The sequence below is a fragment of the Kitasatospora viridis genome, assembly GCF_007829815.1.
Lineage (GTDB): Bacteria > Actinomycetota > Actinomycetes > Streptomycetales > Streptomycetaceae > Kitasatospora > Kitasatospora viridis.
Map to the genome: position 1 here is coordinate 2523122 of NZ_VIWT01000001.1, position 25466 is coordinate 2548587.

A 25466-nucleotide genomic window follows, 5' to 3' on the forward strand; every position below is an offset into this window, starting at 1 on the left:
ATGGCCAAGACCCCCGTGCACCCCTCCCCACCTCCACTGGAAGCCAACGACGTCGCGATCGTCGGCGCCGGCACGGCGCTCTGGTTCCTGGGGTTCGTGGTGCTGCTGCCGTTCCAGCACCAGCTGAGCCGGCACGAGCACGGCAACTGGCCGTGGATCTGCCTGGCCGGCGGACTGCTCGGGCTGATCGGCCTCTGGTACTGCCGGACCCGCCGGGCGGCCATCGAGCGCAGCCGCCGGGCGGCGGAACAGGACTGACCCTCCGTCGGCCGATCGGCTGACCCGCTATCGGCCCAAAGGAGGACGCACCGGACATTTGCCGCCCGTAGAGTCGGTGCCATGACGCACCCCTCGGACGGCACCACGCCCGGTGCACACGCCCTCGGCCTCGCCCCCGCCCACCCCGGCGGGCTGAGCGGCGCCGAGGTCGCCGAGCGCGTCGCCCGCGGCGAGGTCAACGACGTGCCGGTGCGGTCCAGCCGGTCCGTCAAGGAGATCGTCCGGGCCAACGTCCTCACCCGCTTCAACGCGATCATCGGCGCGCTGTTCGCCGTGATCCTGGTCGTCGGCCCGCCCCAGGACGGGTTGTTCGGCCTGGTCATCGTCGCCAACACGGCGATCGGCATCATCCAGGAGGTGCGCGCCAAGCGGACCCTGGACGGCCTGGCGCTGATCGGCGAGGCCCGCCCCACGGTGCGCCGGGACGGGCAGCCGGTGCAGGTGCCGGTCTCCGGCATCGTGCTCGACGACACCGTGCTGCTCGGCACCGGCGACAAGGTGATCGTCGACGGCGAGGTCGCCGAGGCCGAGGGCCTGGAGATCGACGAGTCGCTGCTCACCGGCGAGCCCGACCCGGTGCTCAAGCAGCCCGGCGACCAGGTGATGTCCGGCAGCTTCGTGGTGGCCGGCGCCGGCGCCTTCACCGCCACCCGGGTCGGCCGTCAGGCCTACGCGGCCCAGCTCGCCGAGGAGGCCAGCCGCTTCACCCTGGTCAAGTCCGAACTGCGCAGCGGCATCGACACCATCCTGCGGTACGTCACCTACCTGCTGGTCCCGACCGCGATCGGCCTGGTGATCAGTCAGTGGTCGGTCGAGCACAACGACTGGCGGGAGGCGGTCCGGCGCACCGTGGCCGGCATCGTGCCGATGGTGCCCGAGGGCCTGGTGCTGCTCACCTCGGTCGCCTTCGCGCTCGGCGTGGTCCGGCTCGGCCGCAAGCAGTGCCTGGTCCAGGAGCTGCCCGCGATCGAGGGCCTGGCCCGGGTCGACACGGTCTGCCTGGACAAGACCGGCACCCTCACCGAGGGCGGGATGGACGTGCGGGAGCTGCGCCCGCTCGATCCGGACCAGGTCGGCCTCCCGGTGCTGGAGCAGGTGCTCGGGGTGCTGGCGAGCGCGGACGCCAGGCCCAACCCCAGCATGCAGGCGGTGATCGACGCCTACGGCGAGGGCGGGCCGGAGCGCGAGCGCTGGCGGGTGCTGGAGGCGATGCCGTTCTCCTCGGCCCGCAAGTGGAGCGGGGCCCAGCTGCTGGAGCCGACCGGCGGCGAGGCCAGCTGGCTGCTCGGCGCGCCGGACGTGCTGCTGCCGGCCGGCCACCCGGCCCTGGAGGAGGCCGACGAGCTGGGCGCGCAGGGGCTGCGGGTGCTGCTGCTCGGCCGCACCCCGGTGCCGCTGGACGGTCCGGATCCGGCCGCCCGGCTGGAGCCGCTCGGCCTGGTGGTGCTCCGTCAGCGGCTGCGGCCGGACGCCGCCGACACCCTGCGGTACTTCGAGCGGCAGAACGTGCGGGCCAAGGTGATCTCCGGGGACAGCGCGGTCTCGGTCGGCGCGGTGGCCGGCAGCCTGGCGCTGCCCGGCGCCGAGCACCCGGTCGACGCCCGCACCCTGCCGGTCGGCGATCCCGAGGCGCTGGCCGAGACCGCCGACCGGACCGCCGTCTTCGGCCGGGTGACGCCGCAGCAGAAGCGCGAGCTGGTCGCCGCGCTGCAGTCCCGCGGCCACACCGTCGCGATGACCGGCGACGGCGTCAACGACGTGCTGGCGCTCAAGGACGCGGACATCGGCGTGGCGATGGGCTCGGGCAGCGACGCGACCCGGGCGGTCGCGCAGATCGTGCTGCTCGACGACAGCTTCGCCACCCTGCCCTCGGTGGTCGCCGAGGGCCGCCGGGTGATCGGCAACATCGAGCGGGTCGCCGGGCTCTTCCTGGTGAAGACGGTCTACTCGGTGCTGCTGGCGCTGCTGGTGGTCTTCACCCAGGTGCCGTACCCGTTCCTGCCCCGGCACTCCACCGTGCTCAGCTCGCTCACCATCGGCATCCCGGCCTTCTTCCTGGCCCTGGCGCCGAACAACGAGCGGGCCCGCACCGGCTTCGTCCGGCGGGTGCTGCGGATCGCCGTGCCCGGCGGGGTGATCGCCGGCGCCGCGACCTTCACCGCCTACGCGCTGGCCCGCTCCGACCACGCCACCGACCTCAAGGCCGACACCAGCGTGGCCACCCTGACCCTCTTCCTGGTGGCGATCTGGGTGCTGGCGATCGTGGCCCGGCCGTACACCTGGTGGCGACTGCTGCTGATCGGCGCGATGGGCGGGGCCTTCGCGCTGATCCTGCTGGTCCCCTGGCTGTCCGACTTCTTCCAGCTGAAGCTGGTCGGCTTCCGCGACCCCTGGACGGGGGTGGCGATCGCGGTCGCCGCCGGCCTGCTGCTGGAGATCGCCTGGCGGTTCGTCAAGCGCGGCCTGGCCGAAGGCTCGACTGACTGAAGAACGTGTCGGCGGCGGCCAGCGCCCGGGCGTCCTCGGCCACCTGGCCCGGCCGGTTGGCGTAGCCCATCAGCGCGCCGCCCCAGGTCATCCCCAGGTACTCGCCGCTGAGCTTGAGGGTGCCCACCAGCGGATCGGCCACCGAGAAGTCCTCGGTGGCGAGCGCGGTCACGCCCCACAGCGTCTTGCCGGCCATCCGGGCCCGGAAGTCGTAGCCCGGCACCCGCATCCAGCCGGCCCAGTGGTCCAGGTAGAGCTTGGCGTCGGCGGAGACGCTGTACCAGTAGAGCGGCGAGGCGACCACCACGTCGGTGGCGGCCAGGGTGGCCTCCAGCAGCACCCGCTCGCCGCCCTCCGGCTGCGGGTAGCTCCCCTCGCCCTCGTGCCGGCGGTCCGGGAACGGCGCCAGCGCCTGCTCGCTCAGCCGCAGCCAGCGCTGCTCGGTACCGGCCGGCAGGGCCGCGGCGGCCCGGCGGGCGAGCAGTTCGGTGTTGCCGTCGAGCCGGGCGCTCGCCAGCAGGAAGAGGAAGCTGCGGTCAGCCGTGTCGATCATGGCCGCCACCCTAGGCCCCCGCCCGCGGAGCCGGCCGGGCGGGCCCGCGCCCGCCCGGCCGACGCACCGTCAGCCCTCGAAGTCCCGGGCCGCCGAGAGCTCGTAGGCCCGGTCCGGCTCGGTGAGCGCGGCCAGCACCTCGAACCGCCGGTGCCACTGCCCCACCGACCAGGCCAGGCCCGCCGCCAGCCCCTCCGGGGTGGCCGCGTGCAGCAGACCGGCCACCGGCGGCACCTCGAACTCGGCGTCCTCCTCCGACGTGTCCGGGTCCTCCGGGTCGTAGGGCAGCTCCGGGCTCGGCGCCGCCGGGTCCCAGCGCCAGTCGACCCCGGCCTCCTCCCCGTCCGGGCCGACCACCAGGAGCTCCTCGTGCTCCTCGTACGCCACCGGGCAGCCGGGCAGCAGCTCCCGGACGATCGGCGGGACCCGGTGCAGGGTGCCCTCGGAGAGCACCCGGCCGCCGGCGATCTCGCTGGCCAGCGAGACGTGCAGCCGCTCGGCCAGCGCCGGGGCCAGCGCGGGCGCCACCGGCACCAGCGGGTACGGGTGCAGCAGCGCCACCAGGTCGGGCGCGTCGGCCACCACGGCCTCGGTGGCGTCCACCACCACGGTGTGCCCGGGGCGGCGGCCGGTCTGCGGGTCCAGCGGCGGCAGCGCCCGCACCACGTCGATGGGCTCGGCCTCCACCGTGGCCAGCGCCGTGTAGATGCCGTGCAGCTGGCGGTGCGTCACCTCGCTGTCCGGGTCGGTCAGCCGGTCCAGCAGCTCCTCCGAGCCGTGCGGCTCGGCCAGCAGCGCGGCCAGCGTGGTGCGCACCCCGAGGGCGTGCAGGAACTGCTCGTCCAGCGTGGTGCGGGCCTCCTCGTAGAGCCCGCGCAGCAGCCAGTCGGCGCCGGCCGCGCGCAGCCCGGCGGGCTCGCGGCCGTCCAGCACCGGGTGGTCGCGCAGCCACCAGGCGGTGTACGGCGGCAGGTCGGCGTACCGCCCGTCCGGCAGCAGCGCGCGCACCGGCGCGACCACCGCGTCCCGGTAGGGCGGGCGGGCCAGCCGGGCCAGCGCCTCGGGCCAGGCCTGGTCGTCCACCAGGTCCAGGTCCCGCACCGCCAGCAGCTCCGCCGCCACCGGCGGCACGCCCAGCTCGGCCTGGTCGGCGTCGAGCGCCTCCAGCGCCTCCTCGCACCAGTCGGCGAACCCGTCCGGCGCCTCGTCCAGCAGCCCGGTCGGGCGCCCGCCGGCCGCCCGGTCGGCGGGCGCGGTCGGGTCCAGGCGCTCCAGGTCGTCCGGGTCGAGCACCGCGTCCTCGGCCCGGACCAGCACGAAGTCGCCCAGCGCGCCGACCGCCGCCAGCACCTCGGGCCCCCAGCGCTCCAGCAGCTCGTCGTCCACGAACGGCGCGTCGTCGGCCCGCACCAGCTGGCCGAAGGGGCTGTCCGGCAGCACCAGTTCACCGGCCCTGGCGAGGTCGCCCTGGTCGTCCGGCAGCGCGAGGCGGGCCAGCCACGGGTGCTCGCCCGGCTGCGCGCCCGCCGCCTTGACCAGGCCGAGCACCGCCTCCGCGAGGTCCACCGCGGCGTCGTAGTCGTCCTCGCCGAGGTCCAGCGAGCGGGCCACCGCCGCCCGCACCTCGGGGGTCGCCAGGATGCCGGCCGGAGTGGCCTGGGCCGCGCCCAGCTTGGCCAGCAGCGGGTGCGCCGCGTCGGGGTGGGCCAGGCGCAGGTCGAGCAGGTCCAGCGCCTCGGCCAGCGCCTGCGGGTAGCCGGGGAAACCGGCCCAGTCGGCGTCCTCGGAGGGCAGCAGCACCCGGCGCGGGCCGGTCAGCATGCGGCCGGTGGCCAGCGGCACCGGCAGCGCGCCGAGCGCCTCCGGGTCGGCCCCGGCCAGCGCGCCGTACAGGCTGCGCCACCAGGCCGGCTCCCGGTCCAGACCGCCGAGCTGGTCCACCACCTCGGCCAGCGGCACCCGGCGCACCTGCAGCGCGCGCAGCTCGGTCCGGCGCTCCAGGCCGGCCGGCAGCAGGCCCGGGAAGATCGGCGCGAGCGCCTCGACCACCGAGGCGTCGGCGCCCTCCAGCAGCGTGGCGTCCCTGGGCCGCAGCGCCGGGGTGCCCTCCTCCACCGGGGCCGGGTGCGGCAGGAACGGCGTCTCGGGCAGCCGGGCCAGGATGCCGGCGCGCAACGCGTTGTCCAGCGCGCCCCTGCCCAGCGGGGCCGGCACCAGGGAGAGCGAGCCGAGGTCGGCGCCGCGGGCCCGGAGCAGCCCGGCGTAGGCCTCGACGGCCCGCTCGGTGAGGAAGTCGGAGAGCGGGCCGGGGGCGGTGTGCCGGCGGGTGGAGTCCAGCGGGTAGGAGGCGATCAGCAGCGCCGGCACGCCCAGCGGCTCCTCGCTCGGGGTCGGCGCGTGCAGCACCGGCGCGACCGGCACCGGCTCCGGGGTGCCCGCGGCCGAGACCGGCACCGCCCAGGTGACGGTCCAGAACGGGCGGGCCCGCTCCTCCACCGGACGGTCCGTCAGCAGCTCCGGGTCCAGCTCGCCGATCGCGGTGACGGTCTGCCAGCGGGACTGCTCGGAGCGCTCGCCGGTGCTGTCCGTGATGAGCACCTCGGCCAGGCCCTCGGGCGTGATCTCGGCGACCGCCCGGGTGAGGGTGCGCACGGTGCCGTCCGGGGTCTCCAGCACCACCTCGCCCAGGCCCGGCAGGGTGAGCAGCAGCGCGTCGTCGACGCCCTCCAGCAGGGTGCGGGCCAGGTCCTCGGCGGCGCCGTCGCGCAGCGGGAGCAGCACCGCGGTGTCGTAGCCGGTCGGCGGCTCGCCGGCGGCCGGCAGCGGGAGCCGGAGCAGCGGCAGGTGGCCCTCGCGGCGGCGCAGCTCCTCGTCCAGCGCGGGCTGCGCGGCCGCCTGACCGATGATCAGCTCGCGCGCCTCGGCGAGCGACCAGCGGACCCCGCCGGCCTGGCCGACGATGGCCGGCTCGTCGCTGACCGCGAGCACGGCGGCGAAGCCCACGCCGAACCGGCCCACCGTGGGGGAGGCGTCGGCGCGCTTGGAGGAGGCCCGCAGGGTGGCCAGCGACTCCACCGCCGCCGCGTCCAGCGGGGCGCCGGTGTTCGCCGCGACCAGCACGCCGTCGCGCAGGGTCAGCCGGAGCCGGCCGGGGCCGCGACCGGCCCGGGCCGCCGCGTCCGCCGCGTTCTGCGCCAACTCGATGACCAGGCGGTCCCGGTAGCCGCCGAGGGCGAGCTCCTCCTCGGCGTTGGCGTCCTCCCGGAATCTCGCCGGGGAGGCCGTCCAGGCGTCCAGCACCCGCCGCCGCAGCTCGGCCGTCCCGAACGGGTCACCGATCTGCTCGCCACTGCCGGAACCGATGATGCGAGGCTCCACTGGACCCGCCGCCTTCCCCGTCTGTCACACGGACACTGCTACCGGGGGGCATTCTCTCGCGTTTCACCGACACCCTCCGCCGCAGGCCGCGCCACGGAGCCGTCGACGGCTCCGGGCGGGCCCGGGGCGGGCCTCGGTCGGCCCGAGGTCGGCCCGGTCGGGCCTCAGGAGTGGCCGAGCTCCTCGGCCGGGGCGTCCGGCTCGACCGAGCCGGCGGTGCGGTCCGGGTGCAGGTGCAGCGGCTCGACCACGGTCTCGTCCAGGATCAGCTCGGCCGGCACCGGCGGGGCGGGCAGCACGGCGGCCTCGGAGTGGCCGCCGCAGCCGTAGGCGAGCGAGACCATCTGGCCGTCGGCCGGACCGAACTCGTTGCCGCAGACGCCGAACGCCTGGCCGAGCGAGCCGCCGATCGGGATCAGGAAACCGCAGGAGGTGCAGCTGGCCGGGGCCGACTGCGCCATCGGCGTCTGCGGTCCGTGCGCCTTCTCCCAGCGGTCGGCGGCCTGGTGCAGGCCGAGCCGGGAGAGCACCCGCGGCCGGCTCATGCCGAGCTCCTCGGCGACCGCGCCGATCTGCGCCCGGGCCGGGGCCGGCTGCACGTGCGGGTCGCTCACCACCAGGTCCTCGTCGCCGTCGAAGACGGCCGAGTTGGGTGCCGGCGCGTCCTCGCCGGTCCAGCCCGGCTCCAGTCGCAGGTCGTCGGCGTCGGTGGGCAGCAGGTCGCCGGGGCCGAGGTCGCCCGGGCGCAGCCGCTCGCTCCACGGCACCCACTGCGGCGCCAGCACCGCGTCGGGACCGGGCAGCAGCACCACCTCGTCCAGGGTGACCAGCTTGGCGCGCGGCGCCCGGGCCACGGTGACCGCCCAGCGCCAGCCGCGGTAAGCCGCGTCCAGGCACTCGAAGGTGTGGGTCACCACCCGCTCGCCCTCGGCCACGGCCGCCAGGTGCGCGCCGACGGCCTCGGCGCCGACCGACTCCACTGCTGCCTGCCTGGCGATCTCGACGGCCTCGGCACAGACCCGGTCGGGGGTACGGCTTCGCATCGCAGCACTCACGGCGTCGGTTCTCTCCAGTCTTCTTGCCTGCAGCCTAGTGGCCCGGTGCCTCGCCCGGGCCGTTCGGGACCTCCTGGCCGCCGGGTTCGCGGGCCTGGTCCTAGCAGCTCACCGCCCCTATTCTGCGTGACCGGGCGCCCTGCGCGGACCGGCCGCGCCGCCGGGGGTCCGGCTGTCCGCGGCGCCGGGCAGCCCGGGACAACGGCACGCGGACAGCAGGCTACCCGTCGGAAAGGTCCGCGCGACAGCCCGGCGACCTGCTGCGGACCCTCCGGGGTCCGGTCAGCCGCGCCGAGCCGGTGCCAATCCCTCGTCCCCGCCCGGTTCGTCAGGCAGGATTGCCTGTGTGGCGGAGGAAAATCCGTCGCAGCACGCCCTGCCCGCCGCGGGCCCGGACGGAGCCGGTTCAGGTCGGCCCCCGCCGGCCGACCCGGCGGCGTCGGAGGCGGGCGCCGTGCCGCGACAACAGCTGCCGGTCCCCGCCGCGGAGGAGGATCCGCGGCCGGTGGACGACGGACCGCTGCCCGGCCCCACGCCGGACGGCTCCGCCGAGGGCCCCGCCGACGAGGGCACCGCCGCGCAGGACACCGCCGCCGAGACCGCGCCGGTGGACACCTCGCCGCGCCGCAACCTGCTGCTGCGCGGTGCCTCGGCGGCCGGCCTGGGCACCGGCCGGGTGGTGCACGGCACCGGCCGGCGGATCCGCCGGGCCACCTCGGCCGACGGCGCCGGCGAGTCCGGCCTCGCCAAGCTGATCGAGCTGCACGCGCTGAACTCCTTCGGCGACATGCTGATCACCGTGGCGCTGGCCTCCACCATCTTCTTCTCGGTCCCCACCGGCGAGGCCCGCGGCCGGGTGGCCCTCTACCTGCTGATCACGATGGCCCCGTTCGCCCTGCTGGCCCCGGTGATCGGCCCGCTGCTGGACCGGCTGCCGCACGGCCGCCGGGCCGCGATGGCGATGGCGATGCTGGTCCGCGCCTTCCTCGCCTGGACCATGGCCGGCTCGGTGGAGCACGGCGGCCTCGCGCTCTACCCGGAGGCGCTGGGCTGCCTGGTCGCGTCCAAGGCGTACGGCGTGGTGCGCAGCGTGGTGGTGCCCCGGCTCAAGCCGGAGCGGGTGACCCTGGTGAAGGCCAACTCCCGGGTCACGCTGGCCGGCCTGCTGGCCACCGGGCTGGCCGCCGGGGTCGGCGGCGGGCTGCACCTGATCGGGCCGGGCTGGCCGCTGCGCGGGGCCTTCCTGGTCTTCGTGGTCGGCACCCTGATGGCCTTTCACCTGCCGCACCAGGTCGACTCGGCCAAGGGCGAGGAGCGCGCGGTGCTGCACGCCGGCCCGGTCGGGGCGGACCAGCCGGACACCGCCGCGCCGCGCCCGACCGGTCGGCTGCGCACCGTCGGCCCCGCGGTGGTGCTGGGCCTGCGCGCGGTGGCCGCGCTGCGCGGGCTGAGCGGCTTCCTCACCCTGTTCCTGGCCTTCCTGCTCCGGGTCTCCCCGGTCGGCGGGCTCTCCCCCACCGTCTCGCTGGGCCTGCTCGCGGTGGCGGCGGGCGGCGGCAACGCGCTCGGCTCGGTCTTCGGCTCCTGGCTGCGCAGCCGCGGCTCGGAGGCGACCATCACGGCGATGCTGCTGCTGGCCACCGGGGCCTCGGTGGCGGCGGCGCTCTGGTACGGGCTGGCGACCGTCATGGTGGTGGCGGCGGTCGCCGGGATCGCCGCCTCACTGGCCAAGTTGGCGCTCGACTCGCTGATCCAGCGCGACGTGCCGGAGGCGGTGCGGACCTCGACCTTCGCCCGTTCGGAGACCCTGATGCAGCTCTCCTGGGTGGCCGGCGGCACGCTCGGCATCCTGCTCCCGCTGAACGGCACGCTGGGCCTCTCGGTGGCCGCCGGGGTGCTCGGCGCGGCCCTGCTGTGGACGGTGCTCAGCCTGGTCCGGTTGGGGGTTCGCGGCGGCGCACCGCACCCCCGCGTAGCGTGAGAGCCGGAGTTGGATAGCCTTCGTCCATGAGCCTCAGCACCCCCGTCATCGCCGCCCTCGGCGCCGTGGCCTTGATCGGCGCCGGCACGCTGGGCGGGTCCTACGCCTACGCCTCCGGCCAGCACAAGCCGGTGACCACCCAGGCGACGATCACCATCGGCCGCGACTCGCACCGCATCCAGCCGTCCTGCTTCAACGGCGGCAAGCCGCTCGACGACGCGACGAACAAGGCGTGCAGCGTGCTCTTCAGCCAGCCGAACAAGTGGCCCACGCTGACCGTCAAGAGCTCCGACCGGATCGGCGTCGGCCTCGACCCGGACAGCGCCAAGAACGGCTGGACCGCCAGCACCAACGGCGGCGGCGGCCAGGGCGTGCAGATCGCGCCGTACCAGAAGGACACCACCTTCTCCGGCCTGGTCCCCGCGGCGAACGTGCTGAGCTCGGTGCGCGACACCCACCTGACCATCCTGGAGTACGACCCGAACAGCCCGCAGAGCTCCTCCAAGCAGAGCCTGATCGCGGTCTGGTTCATCGACCTGAAGAACAACGCGGCGCCGGTCGGCACCCCCGACACCTCCGGCGACGCCTCGCAGGGCGACGGCTCCTCGCAGGGCCAGTGACCCTGCCGCACTCGTGTGACGAGCAGTCGGCCCGCCCGGGCCGGCTGCTCGTCGTCGTCGCGGTGGCCGCCGAGGCCGAGGCGGTGCTGGGCGCCGCACCGGCCGGCCGGGTCGCCGTGGTCACCGCCGGGGTCGGCCCGGCCGCGGCGGCCGCCGCCACCGCCTTCGCGCTGGCCGCCGAGCCGCACCCGCTGGTGCTCTCGGCCGGCATCGCCGGCGGCTTCGCCCCGCTGGCACCGGTCGGCACCACCGTGGTGGCCGACCGGCTGGTCGCCGCCGACCTGGGCGCGCAGACCCCGGAGGGCTTCCTCGACGTGGCCGAACTGGGCTTCGGCACCGCCGCGCACACCCCGCCGCCGGCCGCCGCCGCGCTGCTCGCCCGGGCCACCGGCGCGCTGCTCGGGCCGGTGCTGACCGTCTCCACCGTCACCGGCAGCGCCGAGCGCGCCGCCGAGCTGACCCGGCGCCACCCCGGCGCGCTGGCCGAGGCGATGGAGGGCTTCGGCGTGGCCGAGGCCGCCGCCCGGCACGGCGTGCCGGCGCTGGAGCTGCGCACCGTCTCCAACCCGGTCGGCCCCCGGGACCGGGCCGCCTGGCGGATCGGCGAGGCGCTGGCCGCCCTCGGCCGGGCCTTCACCGCCCTCCCCTACGACACCCTGCTCCAGGAGGTACGAGGTGGCTGAGCCGCTGCGGATCGCGTACTCGCCCTGCCCGAACGACACCTTCGTGTTCCACGCCTGGGCGCACGGCCGGATCCCCGGCGCCGAGGCCCCCGAGGTGCTCTTCGCCGACATCGACGTCACCAACGGCCTGGCCGAGCGCGCCGAACTCGACCTGCTGAAGGTCAGTTACGGGGCGCTGCCCTGGCTGCTCGACGAGTACGCGCTGCTGCCCTGCGGCGGCGCGCTCGGGCGCGGCTGCGGCCCGCTGGTGCTGACCCGGCCGGAGTCCTCCGGCGACCTGACCGGCAAGGTGGTCGCGGTGCCGAGCGAGCGCTCCACCGCCTACCTGCTGTTCCGGCTCTGGGCGGCCACGGCGGTGCCCGGCGGGCTGGGCGAGGTCGTGGTGCTGCCGTTCCACGAGATCATGCCGGCGGTGCGGGACGGCCGGGTGGACGCCGGGCTGGTGATCCACGAGGCGCGGTTCACCTACCAGCAGTACGGGTTGGCCAAGCTCGCCGACATGGGCGAGGCCTGGGAGGCCGCGACCGGGCTGCCGATCCCGCTGGGCGCGATCATCGCCAAGCGCTCGCTGGGCCCGGCCCGGCTGCGCGAGCTGGCCGACGCGGTCCGTTCCTCGGTGCGGGCGGCCTGGGACGACCCGGCGGCCTCCCGGGAGTACGTGCTGGCGCACGCGCAGGAGATGGACCCGGCGGTGGCGGACCAGCACATCGCGCTCTACGTCAACGAGTTCACGGCCGACCTGGGCGAGGAGGGCTACGCGGCGGTGCGCGGCCTGCTCGACCGGGCCGCCGCCGAGGGCCTGGTCCCGGCGCTGGCGCCGGACGCGCTGGCCTTCCCCTGACGCACCGGTGCGCCGGCCCCTCGGGGGCCGGCGCACCGCTGACACCGGGTCAGACGTCGAACTGGTCGGCCACCGCGCGCAGGGCCTGGGCCAGCTTCTGCCCGGTCGGCTTGGCCGGGTAGCGGCCGTGCTGCAGGCCGGGCAGCACGGCGTCCAGCATGGTGATCAGGTCCTGCACGATCGGCGCCATGTCGTCCGCGCTGCGCCGCTGGGCCGCCGCCACCGACGGCAGCGCGTCGAGCAGGGTGACCCCCATCGCCTGCTCACCGCGGTGCCCCGCGACCACGCCGAACTCCACCCGCTGCCCCGGCTTCAGGGAGCTGACCCCGGCGGGCAGCGCCTTGCTGTGGACGAAGACGTCGTCACCGTCGTCCCGCGAAAGGAAGCCGAAGCCCTTCGTCTCGTTGAACCATTTGACCTGGCCGGTGGGCATCTCGAATGTCCTCGGTGTGGTGGGGAGGCATCCCGGCGTCGTCGTCGGGAGCCTTGGGGAACGGGCGGCACGAACCGGTCGGGCGCGGTGTGCGGTGTGCGGTGACGCGGGACCGGTGCGCGGCGGCCGTCAGCGGATCGGCTGACGGGCGCTCGGGGGTTCTACTCGCACACGGCCCAGGGTTTCCGCTCGGCTCTGGGGCCCCGGCCCGGCCAGGGCACGGCACGGCCAGGAGACGGCCTGCTGGCGGTCGTCATGGCACACCCCCTGGCTGGAAAGGCGGGATCGGGTGACCCCTTGCGAGACCTGCATACCCTCGCCACAGGCAGTTCGAAACTCCCTGTCCCCGGCGAACCGCAGGCAGTGACGGCACGGGCATCAGTGCAGGTGATGGGCCGTCAGCTTAGTCGTTCGGGCCGCCGACGGCAGGCGGGTTTCGCTCCCCGGCCGTGCCAGACTTGACCGGGCGGCCGGGCCCCGGCCGCGAAGTCGTGGCGACAGCGGAGGAGTCAGCGGTGCAGGAGTCCGGCGAGCGCCTGGTCCCGGTCGGCGGAGTGGTCTTCCTGGTGGGCGCGGTGGCCACCGTCGTCACCTTCGTACCGCTCTTCCTCCACCTGCACCCGCTGCCCAGCGCGGCCTACTGGGCCAGCATGCTGATGCCGCTGGGCTTCCTGCTGGCGCTGGTCGGGCTGTTCCGCTCGGCCCGGGCGCAGCGCCGCCGGGTGCACGCGGCCGCCGAACCGCCGCAGGCCTGACCGGCCGGGGCCGCCGAGCGGTCAGACCGCCGCGGCCAGGTGGCCGGCCAGCCACTGCGGGAAGCCGGTGAGGTCGGGCAGCACCACGTCCGCGCCGGCCTCGGTCAACTCCGCGGCGCCGTACGGACCGGTGGTCACGCCGACCGCCACCGCGCCGGCCGCCCGCGCGCCCCGGACGTCGCCGAGGTGGTCGCCGACGTAGACGCTCGCGCCCAGCTCGCGCAGCGCGGCGCCCTTGGCCTGCGCCCACAGGTCGCCGACCACGGCGTCGTACTCGATGCCCGCGTGCGCCAGGTGCAGCCGGGCGTTCGGCTCGTACTTGCCGGTGATCACCACCACCCGCCCGCCCGCCGCGCGCACCGCGTCGACCGCCGCCAGCGCGCCCGGCAGCGGCACGGTCGGCTCGACCGCGTACTCGGGGTAGAGCTCGCGGTACCGGTCGACCACCGCGTCGACCCGGTCGGCCGGGAACCAGTTGGCCAGCTCCTGGGCCAGCGGCGGGCCGAGCCGGGTGATCACCAGGTCGGCGTCGATGTAGGTGCCGGTCTCGGCGGAGAGCGCCAGGTGGGTCGCCCGGATCCCGAAGCGGGTGTCCAGCAGGGTCATGTCGAGGTCGAAACCAACGGTGAGCGCAGCCATGCGCCCGAGCCTATGGGGTTGCCACCGGCGCACGCGGAGCGCCCCGGGCCCGCGGACCGCGCCTCCCGTGCGCCGGGCGGGCGACCCTTGTGACGAACGCCACAGCCGGATCACGATGGCGCCATGACGGACACTCAGCTCAGCGGCGAGTCATCACCCGCCGCGGACGACCACGACGCGGCCGACGGCGGCTTCTTCAACCCGATCGGCGCCCGGCTGGCCCGGCTGGCCGGACTGCGCCCCGGCGACCGGGTGCTGGACCTGGGGTGCGGCCGGGGCGCCGTACTCTTCGCGGCACTGGCCGAGGTGGGGCCGGGCGGATCGGTGGTCGGCGTCGACGCGGCGCCCGGGACGGTGCGGGCCACCGGGGCGCGGGCCGCCGGGCGCGGGCTGCGCAACGTCCGGGTGGAGCTGGGCGAGGCGCCGGCACTGGGCTTCCCGGCGGGCTCCTTCGACGCGGTGCTCTCCTCGTTCGTCCTCGCCCTGGCGCCCGATCCGGCCGCCGCGCTGGCCTCGGTGCACCGGGTGCTGGTGCCGGGCGGGCGGTTCGGCTGCACCGCGTTCGGCGCGGACGCCCCCGGCTGGGAGCGGCCGGGCGCGGCCCTGGACGCCTTCCTGTCGCCGCACGCCCTGCGGCTGCGGCACTCCGGGGCGGGCCGGCACAACGCGCTCGGCCGTTCGCCGCAGGAGGCGGCCGAGCTGCTGCACGCGGCCGGGTTCACCGGGGTGCGCTGCGAGGAGCACCAGGCGGTCAGCCACTACCCGGACGCGGCCGCCTGGTGGCGCGCGATGAGCCTGCCGCCGGCCGAGGACCGGGGCAAGGGCGCAGCGGGCGGCTGGCGGGCCGCCCTGGACGCGGTGCCGGCCGCCCGGCTGGACGAGGCCCGGCAGGCGGCGCTGGCCGAGCTGGCCGGGCTGGCGGCGCCGGACGGCAGCCTGGTGCGGCGCACCACGATCCGCTACATCACGGCGTCGCGGGTGTAGCGGGCGTAGCGGTCGGTGCGGCGGGCCCGGCCGGCCAGCAGGGCCCGGCTGAACAGCGGCACCAGGCCGTAGGCGACCACCGGGACCACCAGGGCGGTGAGCAGCAGGGTGCGCAGGTAGACCGGCAGGTGGGCGGTGTAGGGGGCGAGCAGGATCGAGGCGACGGTGATCGTCGGGTAGACGGCGAGCCAGGTGACCAGTGCGCGGTGGTGCACGGACAGTGCGGACATCGTGGTGCCTCCGAATCTCCAACCAACCGGTTGGCTGGAGCATGGCACAGGGCCGGGCACTTGTCCAACCACCTGGTTGGACAGTGCCGCTAGGCTTGCCGCATGCCATGGGACACCCAGAGGACCAAGCAACTGCTGCTCGACGCCGCGGTCCAGGAGTTCGCCGAGTTCGGCCCCGAGGGTGCCCGGGTGGACCGGATCGCCCGCAACGCGGGCGTCAACAAGGAGCGGATCTACCAGTACTTCGGCAACAAGGAGCAGCTGTTCGGGCACGTCATCGACCAGGAGCTGGCCAAGGTGATGGCCGCCGCCTCACCCATGCCCGCGCACTGCGAGGACCTGGGCGAGTTCGCCGGACTGCTCTTCGACTGGCACTCGGCCAACCCGAACTTCCTGCGCCTGCTGCGCTGGGAGGGCCTGCTGCTGGAACCCACCCCGACCTCGCGGGACAACGAACGGGCCGCCTACTACGCCGAGCGGATCGCCGCCGTCCGGTCCGCCCAGCAGGCCGGCCGGGTCGGCCCGGACCTGCTGCCGCAGCACCTGCTCTACGCCGTCTTCGCGCTCTCCGCCTGGTGGTTCGCCGCGCCCAAGGTGATCGCCATGGTGATGGCCGGGGTGCCGGACGACTCGCCGCAGAGCCGGCGCGCGGCGCTGGTGGCGCTGGCCCGCAAGCTCGGGCAGTGACCCCGGGCGCCGCTCACCGCCGCGGCTACCGGCGCCGGCGCATCGCCAGCGCGGTGATGAACAGCGCCGTGAGCACGCCGGCCAGCCGCAGCACGCCCGGCGCGGCGGTGAGCAGCGCCCGGGTGGCCGGGTCGCCCTTGGCCAGCGGGCTCCCCCAGCGGTCCTGGGCGCGGCCCCAGACCCAGAGGCTGGACGCGGTCATCGCGATCAGCGGGATGCCGAAGACCGCGAACTTCTTGGTCAGGTCGCCCAGCCGCCGGGACAGGTAGGTCAGCGCCCAGCCGATCAGCAGCACCAGGATCAGACCGCTCACCGCGCCGCCGACCAGCACCGCCGCGGCGAGCAGCAGCAGCGGGGAGGGGCGGCGGCCGTCCATGAAGCGGCGGCCCGGCTGCTCCGGCCCGGCCTCCTCCGCGGCCTCCGGCTCCGGCTCGCCGGCCCGCTGGTCCGGGATCGGCTTGGCCGGGGCGGGCTCGGCGTCGTCCGGCGGGAACTCGATCACCACCGAGTCCCAGCCGGCGAAGTCGGCGGCGGTCGGCACGGCCGGCCGGGTCGGCGGCTCCCCCACCGGGCGCGGCGGCGCGCTCGGCCTCGGCGGCGTGACCGGCACCTGGGGCGCCGGGGCCGCGGGCCCGGACGCCGGGGGCCCGGCGGTCGGCGTCTCGGGGGCGTAGACGCTGTCCTCGGCCGGCTGCCCGCCGAAGTCCGACTGCCCGCCGAAGTCCGTGCGCCACCACTCGCCGCCGGAGAGCCCCCCGGTCAGCGCCCGGCCCTCGCCGCCCGCCGACCCGCCGTCCCCGGGCCGTCCGCCCGACTGCTCTCCCGCCATCGCCCGCCACCCTGTTCCGTACTCCAGGCCCCGCCGCCGCTGACGCTACCGACTCGGACCCGGCCAGGCGAGACCCACCCGCCGAGCGGACTGACCCGGTGTCAGCGGCACCCGGTTCCAGGCCGGGACCCCGTCGGCCGGATCCGGCGACTACCCTGAATCGGATGACCACCGAGTCGAACGGACGCCCCGGCCGGGCCCGGGCCCGCACCCTCGCCGACGAGCTCCGCGCCAGCGGCGACGAACAGCTCGCCACGCTGCTGCGGCTGCGCCCCGATCTGCTCAACCCGGTGCCGACCGACCTCACCCAGCTCTCCGCCCGGCTCTCCGGCCGGGCCTCCGCGCTGCGCGCGCTGGAGCGGCTGGACGCCTTCACCCTGCAGGTGGCCGAGGCGCTGGCCGCCGCCCCCGGCGAGAGCTCGACCGGCTGCCCGGACACGGTGGTCCGCGACCTGCTGGCCGGCCCGGCCCGCGGCGCCAAGCCGCACCCGGACGCCGAACCGGTGGACCGGTCCGCCGTGCTCGCCGCCCTGCCCGGCGCGCTGGCCGCGCTGCGCGAGCGGGCCCTGCTCTGGGGCCCGGACGGCGCGCTGCACCTGGTCATCGCGGTGCGCGAGGCGCTGGCCCCGACGGCCGGCGCGCCGGGCGGCACCGGGCTCGGGCCGACCCTCTCGGAGGCCACCCTGGGCATGTCCCCGGCCCGGCTGCAGCAGCTGCTGCAGGGCGCCGGGCTGCCCGGCACGCCCGACCCGGTGACCGCCGTCGCCGCGCTGACCGACCTGCTCACCGACCGCAAGCGCTGCGCCGCGCTGCTCGCCGAGGCGCCGCCGGCCGCGCTCGGGGTGCTGGAGAAGCTGGTCTGGGGGCCGCCCACCGGCACCGTGCCGGACGCGGGCCGGCCGGTCACCGCCGAGCAGGCGCGCAGCCCGATCGAGTGGCTGCTGGCCCGCGGCCTGCTGCTGCCCTCCGGCCCCGGCAGCGTGGTGCTGCCCCGGGAGCTGGCGCTGCACCTGCGCGGCGGCCGCAGCCACCGGTCGGTGCGGCCCGGCCCGCCGCCGCTGGTGCCGACCGCCGAGCGCGATCCACAGGCTGTGGACGGCGCGGCGGCCGGGCAGGCGCACACCGCGGTGCGCACCGTGGAGGAGCTGCTGGAGCTCTGGGGCCTGCAGCCGCCGCCCGCGCTGCGGGCCGGCGGGCTCGGGGTGCGCGACCTCAAGCGCACCGCCACCGCCCTGGACTGCACCGAGCCGCAGGCCGCGTTCTGGCTCGAACTCGCTTACGGCGCCGGGCTGATGGCCCCCGACGGCGGGGACACCGGAGAGCTCTGGGCGCCCACCCCGGCCTACGACCAGTGGCTGCAGCTGCCGGTCGCCGAGCGCTGGGCGGTGCTGGCCCGCGGCTGGCTGGCCGCCACCCGGGTGGCCGGGCTGGTCGGCACGGTGGACGGCAAGGGCAAGCCCCGGGCGCCGCTCGGACCGGAACTGGACCGGGTGCTGGCCCCCGCCACCCGGCGGGCGGTGCTCAGCCTGCTCGCCGACCTGCCGCCGGGCGGGGTGGCCGACGCCGAGGCGCTGCTGCCGGTGCAGCGCTGGTACCGGCCGCTGCGCGGCGGGGCGCTCGGACCGGACGGGCGCGACCTGCGCACCCAGCTCACCGGCTTCACCCTGGCCGAGGCCGAGCAGCTCGGGATCACCGGGCGCGGGGCGCTCGGCTCGGCCGCCCGCGCGCTGCTGGCCGGACGGGACCCGGCGCCGGTGCTGGCGCCGCTGCTGCCCGAGCCGCTGGACCGGGTCATCCTGCAGCCCGACCTGACCGCGATCGCGCCCGGGCCGCTGCTCACCCCGCTCGCCCAGGTGCTGGCGCTCTGCGCGGAGATCGAGTCCAAGGGCGGGGCGACCGTCTACCGGTTCACCGCCGAGTCGGTCCGCCGCGCCCTGGACGCCGGGCGCACCGCCGCCGAACTGCACTCCTTCCTGGAGCAGCACTCGCGCACCGGGGTGCCGCAGCCGCTCGCCTACCTGATCGACGACGTGGCCCGGCGGCACGGGGTGCTGCGGGTCGGCGCCGCCTGCGCCTACCTGCGGTGCGACGACCCGGCGCTGCTCGCCGAGGTGCAGGCCGACCGGCGGACCGCCGAGCTGCGGCTGCGGCTGCTCGCGCCGACCGTGCTGGCGGCCCAGGCCGCGCCCGACACGGTGCTCACGGTGCTGCGGTCGATGGGGTACGCGCCGGCCGCCGAGTCGGCCGAGGGAGACCTGGTGATCACCCGGCCGGACAGCCACCGCACGCCGCCGCGCACCGCGCCCGCACCGGTCGCCGACGGGCCGGCCGTGCCGGACGACGTGCTGCTGGCCGCCGCCGTGAAGGCGATCCGGGCCGGCGACCACGCGGCCACCGCGCACCGCCGGGAGACCGTCCCCGGCCCCGCCGGCGCCCAGCTCCCGCGCACCGCGGCCGCCGACACCCTGGCCGCGCTGCAGACCGCCGTGCTGCTCGGCGAGCGCATGTGGATCGGCTACATCAACGCCGAGGGCCTGGCCACCCAGCGCGTCATCGACCCGGTCAAGGTCGAGGGCGGCTACGTCACCGCCTTCGACCACCAGGCCGACAAGCTCGCCACCTTCGCCCTCCACCGCATCACCGGCGTCGCCGAACTGGCGGACGACTGAGGGGTGCGTCACGGCACCCCCTAAGCTCGGGCGCATGGAAGCGCAGCTGCTCGTGCCCGGGGTCCGTTACGCCGTCAGCGACCGCAGCGGCGGGGTCAGTCCGGAGCCGTACGGGAGCCGGAACCTGGGCGGGGCGACCGCCGACGACTACGCGAACGTGCTGCGCAACCGCGACCTGACGGCCGGTCAGCTCGGGCTGGCCGCCGACCGGGTGGTCTGGATGCGCCAGGTGCACAGCCCCGACGTCCAGCGGGTGGACCGGCCGTGGGGCGCCGAGGCCCCGCCGCTGGACGGTGTCTGGACCACCGAGCCCGGTCTGGCCCTCGCCTCGCTGGGCGCCGACTGCGCCGCCGTGCTGCTCGCCGACCCGGTGGCCCGGGTGGTCGGCGCCGCGCACTCCGGCCGGGCCGGCACGCTGACCGGGGTCGCCGTCAACCTGCTGGCCGCGATGGCCGGGGCCGGCGCCGACCCCGCCCGCACCACCGCGCTGATCGGCCCGGCCGCCTGCGGCCGCTGCTACGAGGTGCCGGCCGCGATGCGCGAGGAGGCGGCCGCGACCGTCCCCGAGACCTGGTCCACCACCAGCTGGGGCACCCCGGCCCTGGACCTGCCCGCGGGCATCGCCGCCGAGCTCGGCCGGGCCGGCGTGACCGACGTGCGCCGCGATCCGCGCTGCACCATCGAGGACCACGGCCTGTTCTCGCACCGCCGCGACGACCCCACGGGCCGGTTCGCCGCCTACGTCTGGCTGGCCGGGGACTGACCCCGCCGGCCCCGGGGCGCCGAAGGGCCCGCGGCCGGTCCCGCCGATGAGGGAGACTGGACGGATGTCCGCCGCCCAGTCGTCGGCCCGCGCCCGGAGGTTTGCGTGTCCTGCCTGATCGTCCAAAGCGACAAGACCCTGCTGCTCGAAATCGACCACCCCCAGGCCGCCGAGGCCCGCCGGGCGATCGCGCCGTTCGCCGAGCTGGAGCGGGCGCCCGAGCACGTGCACACCTACCGGATCACGCCGCTGGGGCTGTGGAACGCGCGGGCGGCCGGGCACGACGCGGAGCAGGTGGTGGACGCGCTGGTGAAGTACTCGCGCTACCCGGTGCCGCACGCCCTGCTGGTGGACGTCGCCGACACGATGGCCCGGTACGGTCGGCTCCAGCTGCTCAAGCACCCGGTGCACGGACTGGTGCTGACCACCACCGACCGCCCGGTGCTGGAGGAGGTGCTGAAGTCCAAGAAGGTCGTCCCGCTGGTGGGCGCCCGGATCGAGCCGGACACGGTGATCGTGCACCCCTCGGAGCGCGGGCAGATCAAGCAGGTGCTGCTGAAGCTGGGCTGGCCGGCCGAGGACCACGCCGGCTACGTGGACGGCGAGGCGCACCCGATCGAGCTGCGCGAGGACGGCTGGCAGCTGCGCCCCTACCAGCGGCAGGCGGTGGAGGGCTTCTGGCACGGCGGCAGCGGCGTGGTGGTGCTGCCCTGCGGCGCCGGCAAGACGCTGGTCGGCGCGGCCGCGATGGCGGAGGCCAAGTCGACCACGCTGATCCTGGTGACGAACACCGTCTCGGCCCGGCAGTGGAAGCACGAGCTGGTCAAGCGCACCTCGCTGACCGAGGACGAGATCGGCGAGTACAGCGGCACCCGCAAGGAGATCCGCCCGGTCACCATCGCCACCTACCAGGTGATGACCACCAAGCGGAAGGGCAGCTACGCCCACCTGGAGCTCTTCGACGCCCGCAACTGGGGCCTGGTGGTCTACGACGAGGTGCACCTGCTGCCCGCGCCGGTCTTCAAGTTCACCGCCGACCTGCAGGCCCGGCGCCGGCTCGGCCTGACCGCCACCCTGGTCCGCGAGGACGGCCGGGAGGGCGACGTGTTCAGCCTGATCGGCCCCAAGCGGTTCGACGCGCCGTGGAAGGAGATCGAGGCGCAGGGCTACATCGCGCCGGCCGACTGCTGCGAGGTGCGGGTCACCCTGACCGACTCGGAGCGGCTGGCCTACGCCACCGCCGAGCCGGAGGAGCGCTACCGCTACTGCTCGACCACCGCGACCAAGCAGCGGGTGGTGGAGTCGCTGGTGAAGAAGCACCGGGGCGACCAGACCCTGATCATCGGGCAGTACATCGACCAGCTGGACGAGCTGGGCGTGGCGCTGGACGCCCCGGTGATCAAGGGCGAGACCAGCAACGCCCAGCGGGAGAAGCTGTTCGACGCCTTCCGCACCAAGGAGATCAGCGTGCTGGTGGTCTCCAAGGTGGCGAACTTCTCGATCGACCTGCCGGAGGCGACGGTGGCGATCCAGGTCTCCGGGACCTTCGGCTCGCGCCAGGAGGAGGCCCAGCGGCTCGGCCGGGTGCTGCGTCCGAAGGCGGACGGCCACGCGGCGCACTTCTACTCGGTGGTGGCCCGCGACACCGTGGACCAGGACTTCGCGGCCCACCGCCAGCGCTTCCTGGCCGAGCAGGGGTACGCGTACCGCATCATCGACGCCGATGACATCAGGCAGGGCGTCGACGCCGACGACGCGTAGCCGGAAGGGCTGCAGTAGCAGCGAGGCCTACAGCTTGACGCCGTCGCGCCCGAGGAAGGCCACGCGCGCGGCGGTGTCGAGCAGGATCCCGGCGTTGCGCACGACCGTGCCCAACGGCCTTCGCCGGCGCTGACGGTCCGCCGCGGTGGCGCCGGAGGGGGTGGACGGGGACTCGGTGGTGGTGCGCGCCCGGGGGGTCTTGGCCGCTGCCGGGGGCGCCGTCAGACGAACGGTGCTCATGTGTTCCACGGTAGGTTTCCGACAGCCCGGGCACATCACCCCAAAGGCCGCAACCGTCGGGACCGAAGTCGTCCTCGGGACGTACCCGTCCCCTACCCGGGACGGAGGGGCGACCCCGAGCGGCGCCCCGGGGCGGGGGAAAACAGGTTGGCCCGCGAAGCGCGGCAGGGTCTAAGCTGACCGGTCTTGCCCCTCCCGGCCCGTGTTGTCGCGAGGCCCTGGCCGTTCGGCAACCGGCCAGGCAGTCCACCACCGTGAGCTACGACGAGACCGCCGCGCCCGGACGGCGCGGCCGGGAAGGTTCGCTGTGCAATCCGCCGCCCCCACCACCGTTCCCGCCGACGACCCGCTGCAGCGCGAACGGGACCACCTCGCCTCCTCGCGCGCCGCCCTGCGCGCCATGCGCGAGGACGCCGAGCAGTTGGACATCTCCGACGTCGCCGGCACCTGGGTCACCCAGCAGGTGCTGCACGAGCAGATCCAGCGCCGGATCGCCGCGCTGGCAGACCTGGTGCACACCCCGCTGTTCTTCGGCCGGCTGGACTTCCTGCACTCGATCTCCGAGGACGTCTCGGAGGGCGCGGGCGGGGCCCGGTTCTACATCGGCCGGCGGCACGTGCACGACGCCGGCGGCGATCCGATGGTGATCGACTGGCGCGCCCCGGTCTCCCAGACCTTCTACCAGGCCAGCCGCACCGAGCCGATGGACATCGCCAAGCGCCGCCGGTTCGGCTACACCGGCGGCGAGTTGACGGCCTACGAGGACGAGAACCTGAGCGACCCGGCGGAGCAGGCCAAGGCCTCCGCGCTGCTCGCGGCCGAGATCGAGAAGCCCCGCGTCGGCCCGATGCGCGACATCGTCGCCACCATCCAGCCCGAGCAGGACGAGATCGTCCGCGCCGAGCTGGGCGGCACGGTCTGCGTGCAGGGTGCCCCGGGCACCGGGAAGACCGCGGTCGGCCTGCACCGGGTGGCGTACCTGCTGTACGCGCACCGGGAGCGGCTGGCCAAGGCCGGCACCCTGGTGATCGGGCCGAACAGCTCCTTCCTCTCCTACATCGAGCAGGTGCTGCCCGCGCTCGGCGAGCTGGAGGTCGCCCAGGCGACCGTGCAGGAGCTGGTGTCGCACGTCGAGGTGCGCGCGCAGGACGGCGCCGAGGCGGCCCGGATCAAGGGCGACGCGCGGATGGCCGAGGTGCTGCGCCGCGCGGTGCGCGACGGCATCACCCTGCCGACCGAGCCCTGCGTGGTGGTCCGCGGCTCCCGGCGCTGGCGCGTGCCCGCCTACGAACTGGTCGAGATCATCGAGGAGTTGACCGGCCGGGAGATCCGCTACGGGGCGGCCATGGCGGCCCTGCCGCAGCGCATCGCGCACACCGTGCTGCTGAAGATGGAGCAGGGCGGCGAGGCCCCGGACGACCGGGTGCAGGACGCGGTGGCCCGCTCCCGCGAGGTGAAGGCCGTGGTGAAGGCCTGCTGGCCGCCGGTGGACCCGGCCAAGCTGGTGCTCCGGCTGCTCGGCGACGCCGAGTTCCTGGCCCGCTGCGCGGACGGCCTGCTCACCCCCGAGGAGCAGGCCGCGGTCCTGTGGCCCAAGCCCGGACGGTCCGTCAAGACGGCGCCCTGGACGCCCGCCGACGCGGTGCTGGTGGACGAGGCCACCGACCTGGTGGAGCGCACCCCCTCGCTCGGCCACGTGGTGCTGGACGAGGCCCAGGACCTCTCCCCGATGCAGTACCGCGCGGTCGGCCGGCGCTGCACCACCGGTTCGGCCACGGTGCTCGGCGACCTGGCCCAGGGCACCACCCCGTGGGCCACCGCGAGCTGGCCGGAGGCGCTGCACCACCTGGGCAAGGCGGGCGCCCACGTGGAGGAGCTGACCACCGGCTTCCGGGTGCCCGAGCAGGTGATCTCCTACGCCTCCCGGCTGCTCCCGGCGATCGCCCCGGGGCTGGCCCCGGCCACCTCGATCCGCACCGGCCAGGACTCCCTGACGATCCGTGCGACCACCGCCGACGGGCGCACCGACGCGGTGCTGCTGGCCTGCCTGGAGGCGCTGGACCGGGAGGGCTCGACCGGTCTGATCGCGGCCGACGCCCGGATCCCGGCGCTGGCCGAGGCGCTGGCGGAGGCCGGCCTGCCGTTCCTCACCCCGGGCACCGAGACCACCGCCGAGGCCCGGCTGACCCTGGTGCCGGCCTCGCTGGCCAAGGGTCTGGAGTACGACTACGTGGTGCTGGACGAGCCGGCCGAGGTGGTGGCCGGCGAGCCGGACCGGCGCACCGGGCTGCGCCGGCTGTACGTGTCGCTGACCCGTGCGGTCTCCGGGCTGACGGTGCTGCACGCCGAGCCGCTGCCGGCCGAGCTCGGCTGAGCCCGGCCGGACCTGACGGGGCGTCCGACCGCCCGGCGGCGGATCGGACGCCCCGTCAGCCGTCGATCAGGGCCCGCCAGCGGGCCACCTTGGCCGGGTCCACCGGGGTGGTCCAGCCGTCCCGGCGGACCGCCCCGCCGACGTGGAAGGCGTCGAAGCCCTCGGCCCGCAGCCCGGGCAGGTGCTCCTCGCGCAGCCCGCCGCCGATCAGGATCCGCTGCCGGTAGCCGGGTTCCCCGGCCTTGGCCAGTTCGCCGGCCAGCACCTCGCGCCCGGCGTCCACCCCGGCGGCGGCGCCGGAGGTGAGGAAGGTGTCCAGGCCGGCCAGTTCGCCCACCGCGGCGCGCACCGCGGACCGGTCGGCGCTGTGGTCGATCGCCCGGTGGAAGGTCCAGCGGCAGCCGGCCACGGCCTCGGCGACGGCCCGCACGGCGGGCAGGTCGGGCCGGCCGTCGGGGGTCAGGAAGCCGAACACGAACTCGTCGGCGCCCTCGGCCCGCAGGGCCGCCGTCCGGGCCAGCAGCTCGTCCAGGTCGCCCGGGGCGAAGCCGTCGCGGATCCGCAGCATCACCCGCAGCGGCAGGGTGACGGCGGCCCGGATCGCGGCGAAGTCGGCGACCGTGGGGGTCAGTCCGTCGGCGGCCATGTCGGTGACCAGTTCGAGCCGGTCGGCGCCGCCGGACTGCGCGGCCTGGGCATCCTGCGCCGTCAGCGCGATGACTTCGAGAATTGGTCTAGACATATCAGCTACCCTGCCACATCACCGGTCCCCCTCGCGAGCCCCTGGCACGCCGGAGAACGGCCCGGCACACCCGAACGGCCGCCGGGCCCGGGCCGGCCCGCCGTCAGGCCGGACCGAGCGACCCCACCGGCGCCACCACGACCCCGCGGCGCCCGCAGACCCAGTGCGGGTCCGGGCCCAACTCCGGCTCCACGCCGAGCGCGTGCAGCTCGCCCTCGGCCGCCTGGCAGTCCGCGCAGATCGGCCAGCGGCCGTGGCTCTCCAGCAGCGCGTCCTGCACGTCCTGGGCGACCAGCCCGAGCACGTACTCGGTGCCCTGCGGCCACTGCTCCAGCCACCAGCGGCGGTGCACCACCGCCGCCTCGACCAGCGAGACCACGGCCGCGTCGGCCGCCTCGCGGGCCTGCAGGTCGGCCAGGATCGAGGCCCGGGCCGCGTGCAGCGCGGCTTCCAGGTCCGGCATGCCAAGTCCTTTCGAGAGAC

At 75.9% G+C, this 25466-nt stretch carries 23 protein-coding genes; 13 read left to right on the forward strand and 10 right to left on the reverse strand.

Annotated features, from left to right (window positions below):
• Both FHX73_RS11110 and FHX73_RS11115 read left to right on the forward strand, forming a co-directional pair.
• Nucleotides 1-258 (forward strand): DUF2530 domain-containing protein, encoded by a 258-nt coding sequence (locus FHX73_RS11110; protein WP_145904857.1) that lies wholly within the window; start codon nucleotides 1-3, stop codon nucleotides 256-258.
• A gap of 81 nt (nucleotides 259-339) precedes the next feature.
• Nucleotides 340-2766, forward strand: a complete 2427-nt coding sequence (locus FHX73_RS11115) for an HAD-IC family P-type ATPase (protein ID WP_145904858.1) — start codon at nucleotides 340-342, stop codon at nucleotides 2764-2766.
• Here FHX73_RS11115 and FHX73_RS11120 read toward each other — a convergent pair.
• From FHX73_RS11120 to FHX73_RS11130, 3 genes are all read right to left on the reverse strand, one after another.
• Nucleotides 2732-3319, reverse strand: a complete 588-nt coding sequence (locus tag FHX73_RS11120) for an NAD(P)H-dependent oxidoreductase (RefSeq protein ID WP_145904859.1) — start codon at nucleotides 3317-3319, stop codon at nucleotides 2732-2734. The genes FHX73_RS11115 and FHX73_RS11120 overlap by 35 nt on opposite strands.
• A gap of 69 nt (nucleotides 3320-3388) precedes the next feature.
• Nucleotides 3389-6697: a sacsin N-terminal ATP-binding-like domain-containing protein gene (locus tag FHX73_RS11125; protein WP_145904860.1), complete on the reverse strand. Its 3309-nt coding sequence runs from the start codon at nucleotides 6695-6697 to the stop codon at nucleotides 3389-3391.
• Nucleotides 6698-6861: 164 nt separating this feature from the next.
• A complete protein-coding gene (locus tag FHX73_RS11130; RefSeq protein ID WP_145904861.1) occupies nucleotides 6862-7740 on the reverse strand; it encodes a DUF3027 domain-containing protein in 879 nt (292 codons plus the stop codon).
• Between the two features lie 619 nt (nucleotides 7741-8359).
• On the opposite strand from FHX73_RS11130, the gene FHX73_RS11135 reads away from it, so the two are divergent.
• From FHX73_RS11135 to FHX73_RS11150, 4 genes are read left to right on the forward strand one after another with little or no spacing between them, the layout of a single operon-like run.
• Nucleotides 8360-9733 carry an MFS transporter gene (locus FHX73_RS11135; protein WP_425461437.1) on the forward strand — a complete coding sequence of 458 codons (1374 nt, stop codon included), beginning with the start codon at nucleotides 8360-8362 and terminating at the stop codon, nucleotides 9731-9733.
• A 26-nt stretch (nucleotides 9734-9759) separates the two neighbouring features.
• On the forward strand, nucleotides 9760-10353 hold the full coding sequence (locus FHX73_RS11140) for a hypothetical protein (RefSeq protein ID WP_145904862.1): 594 nt from the start codon (nucleotides 9760-9762) through the stop codon (nucleotides 10351-10353).
• Nucleotides 10350-11036, forward strand: coding sequence for a futalosine hydrolase (locus FHX73_RS11145; protein WP_246213463.1), 687 nt, complete (start codon nucleotides 10350-10352; stop codon nucleotides 11034-11036). The genes FHX73_RS11140 and FHX73_RS11145 overlap by 4 nt, the downstream gene beginning before the upstream one ends.
• On the forward strand, nucleotides 11029-11877 hold the full coding sequence (locus FHX73_RS11150; protein WP_145904863.1) for a 1,4-dihydroxy-6-naphtoate synthase: 849 nt from the start codon (nucleotides 11029-11031) through the stop codon (nucleotides 11875-11877). Before FHX73_RS11145 ends, FHX73_RS11150 begins: the two co-directional genes overlap by 8 nt.
• A 49-nt stretch (nucleotides 11878-11926) precedes the next feature.
• On the opposite strand, the gene FHX73_RS47145 is transcribed toward FHX73_RS11150, so the two are convergent.
• Complete coding sequence (locus FHX73_RS47145; protein ID WP_145904864.1) at nucleotides 11927-12310, reverse strand: cold-shock protein; 384 nt, start codon at nucleotides 12308-12310, stop codon at nucleotides 11927-11929.
• 515 nt (nucleotides 12311-12825) lie between these two features.
• On the opposite strand from FHX73_RS47145, the gene FHX73_RS11160 reads away from it, so the two are divergent.
• Entirely contained in the window at nucleotides 12826-13065 is a 240-nt protein-coding gene (locus FHX73_RS11160; RefSeq protein WP_145904865.1) for a hypothetical protein, read from the forward strand.
• Between the two features lie 21 nt (nucleotides 13066-13086).
• On the opposite strand, the gene FHX73_RS11165 is transcribed toward FHX73_RS11160, so the two are convergent.
• Complete coding sequence (locus FHX73_RS11165; RefSeq protein WP_145904866.1) at nucleotides 13087-13704, reverse strand: HAD family hydrolase; 618 nt, start codon at nucleotides 13702-13704, stop codon at nucleotides 13087-13089.
• Nucleotides 13705-13827: 123 nt separating this feature from the next.
• On the opposite strand from FHX73_RS11165, the gene FHX73_RS11170 reads away from it, so the two are divergent.
• Complete coding sequence (locus FHX73_RS11170) at nucleotides 13828-14688, forward strand: class I SAM-dependent methyltransferase (protein ID WP_145904867.1); 861 nt, start codon at nucleotides 13828-13830, stop codon at nucleotides 14686-14688.
• On the opposite strand, the gene FHX73_RS11175 is transcribed toward FHX73_RS11170, so the two are convergent.
• Nucleotides 14664-14918 carry a putative antibiotic biosynthesis monooxygenase gene (locus tag FHX73_RS11175; RefSeq protein ID WP_145904868.1) on the reverse strand — a complete coding sequence of 85 codons (255 nt, stop codon included), beginning with the start codon at nucleotides 14916-14918 and terminating at the stop codon, nucleotides 14664-14666. The genes FHX73_RS11170 and FHX73_RS11175 overlap by 25 nt on opposite strands.
• A 102-nt stretch (nucleotides 14919-15020) precedes the next feature.
• Here FHX73_RS11175 and FHX73_RS11180 point away from each other — a divergent pair, with 102 nt between their 5' ends.
• On the forward strand, nucleotides 15021-15605 hold the full coding sequence (locus tag FHX73_RS11180) for a TetR/AcrR family transcriptional regulator (RefSeq protein WP_145904869.1): 585 nt from the start codon (nucleotides 15021-15023) through the stop codon (nucleotides 15603-15605).
• 25 nt (nucleotides 15606-15630) lie between these two features.
• Here the strand turns inward: FHX73_RS11180 and FHX73_RS11185 are convergent, their stop codons facing one another.
• On the reverse strand, nucleotides 15631-16434 hold the full coding sequence (locus tag FHX73_RS11185) for a hypothetical protein (RefSeq protein ID WP_145904870.1): 804 nt from the start codon (nucleotides 16432-16434) through the stop codon (nucleotides 15631-15633).
• Nucleotides 16435-16598: 164 nt separating this feature from the next.
• Between FHX73_RS11185 and FHX73_RS11190 the strand changes: the two genes are divergently transcribed.
• The 3 genes from FHX73_RS11190 to FHX73_RS11200 all read left to right on the forward strand — a co-directional run bounded on the left by FHX73_RS11190 (nucleotide 16599) and on the right by FHX73_RS11200 (nucleotide 21627).
• Nucleotides 16599-19103: a helicase-associated domain-containing protein gene (locus tag FHX73_RS11190; RefSeq protein ID WP_145904871.1), complete on the forward strand. Its 2505-nt coding sequence runs from the start codon at nucleotides 16599-16601 to the stop codon at nucleotides 19101-19103.
• A 34-nt stretch (nucleotides 19104-19137) separates the two neighbouring features.
• Nucleotides 19138-19866, forward strand: coding sequence for a purine nucleoside phosphorylase YfiH/LACC1 family protein (locus FHX73_RS11195; RefSeq protein WP_145904872.1), 729 nt, complete (start codon nucleotides 19138-19140; stop codon nucleotides 19864-19866).
• A gap of 105 nt (nucleotides 19867-19971) precedes the next feature.
• The gene (locus FHX73_RS11200) at nucleotides 19972-21627 is read left to right on the forward strand and encodes a DNA repair helicase XPB (protein ID WP_145904873.1); all 1656 of its coding nucleotides are present in this window, start codon (nucleotides 19972-19974) and stop codon (nucleotides 21625-21627) included.
• Between the two features lie 27 nt (nucleotides 21628-21654).
• Here FHX73_RS11200 and FHX73_RS11205 read toward each other — a convergent pair whose 3' ends face one another.
• Nucleotides 21655-21867 (reverse strand): hypothetical protein, encoded by a 213-nt coding sequence (locus FHX73_RS11205; protein WP_145904874.1) that lies wholly within the window; start codon nucleotides 21865-21867, stop codon nucleotides 21655-21657.
• Nucleotides 21868-22174: 307 nt separating this feature from the next.
• Here FHX73_RS11205 and FHX73_RS11210 point away from each other — a divergent pair, with 307 nt between their 5' ends.
• Nucleotides 22175-24241: a HelD family protein gene (locus FHX73_RS11210; RefSeq protein WP_145904875.1), complete on the forward strand. Its 2067-nt coding sequence runs from the start codon at nucleotides 22175-22177 to the stop codon at nucleotides 24239-24241.
• A gap of 55 nt (nucleotides 24242-24296) precedes the next feature.
• Here FHX73_RS11210 and FHX73_RS11215 read toward each other — a convergent pair whose 3' ends face one another.
• Nucleotides 24297-24983 (reverse strand): copper homeostasis protein CutC, encoded by a 687-nt coding sequence (locus FHX73_RS11215; protein WP_145904876.1) that lies wholly within the window; start codon nucleotides 24981-24983, stop codon nucleotides 24297-24299.
• A 103-nt stretch (nucleotides 24984-25086) separates the two neighbouring features.
• Nucleotides 25087-25446: a hypothetical protein gene (locus FHX73_RS11220; RefSeq protein ID WP_145904877.1), complete on the reverse strand. Its 360-nt coding sequence runs from the start codon at nucleotides 25444-25446 to the stop codon at nucleotides 25087-25089.
• Between the last annotated feature and the right edge of the window lie 20 nt (nucleotides 25447-25466).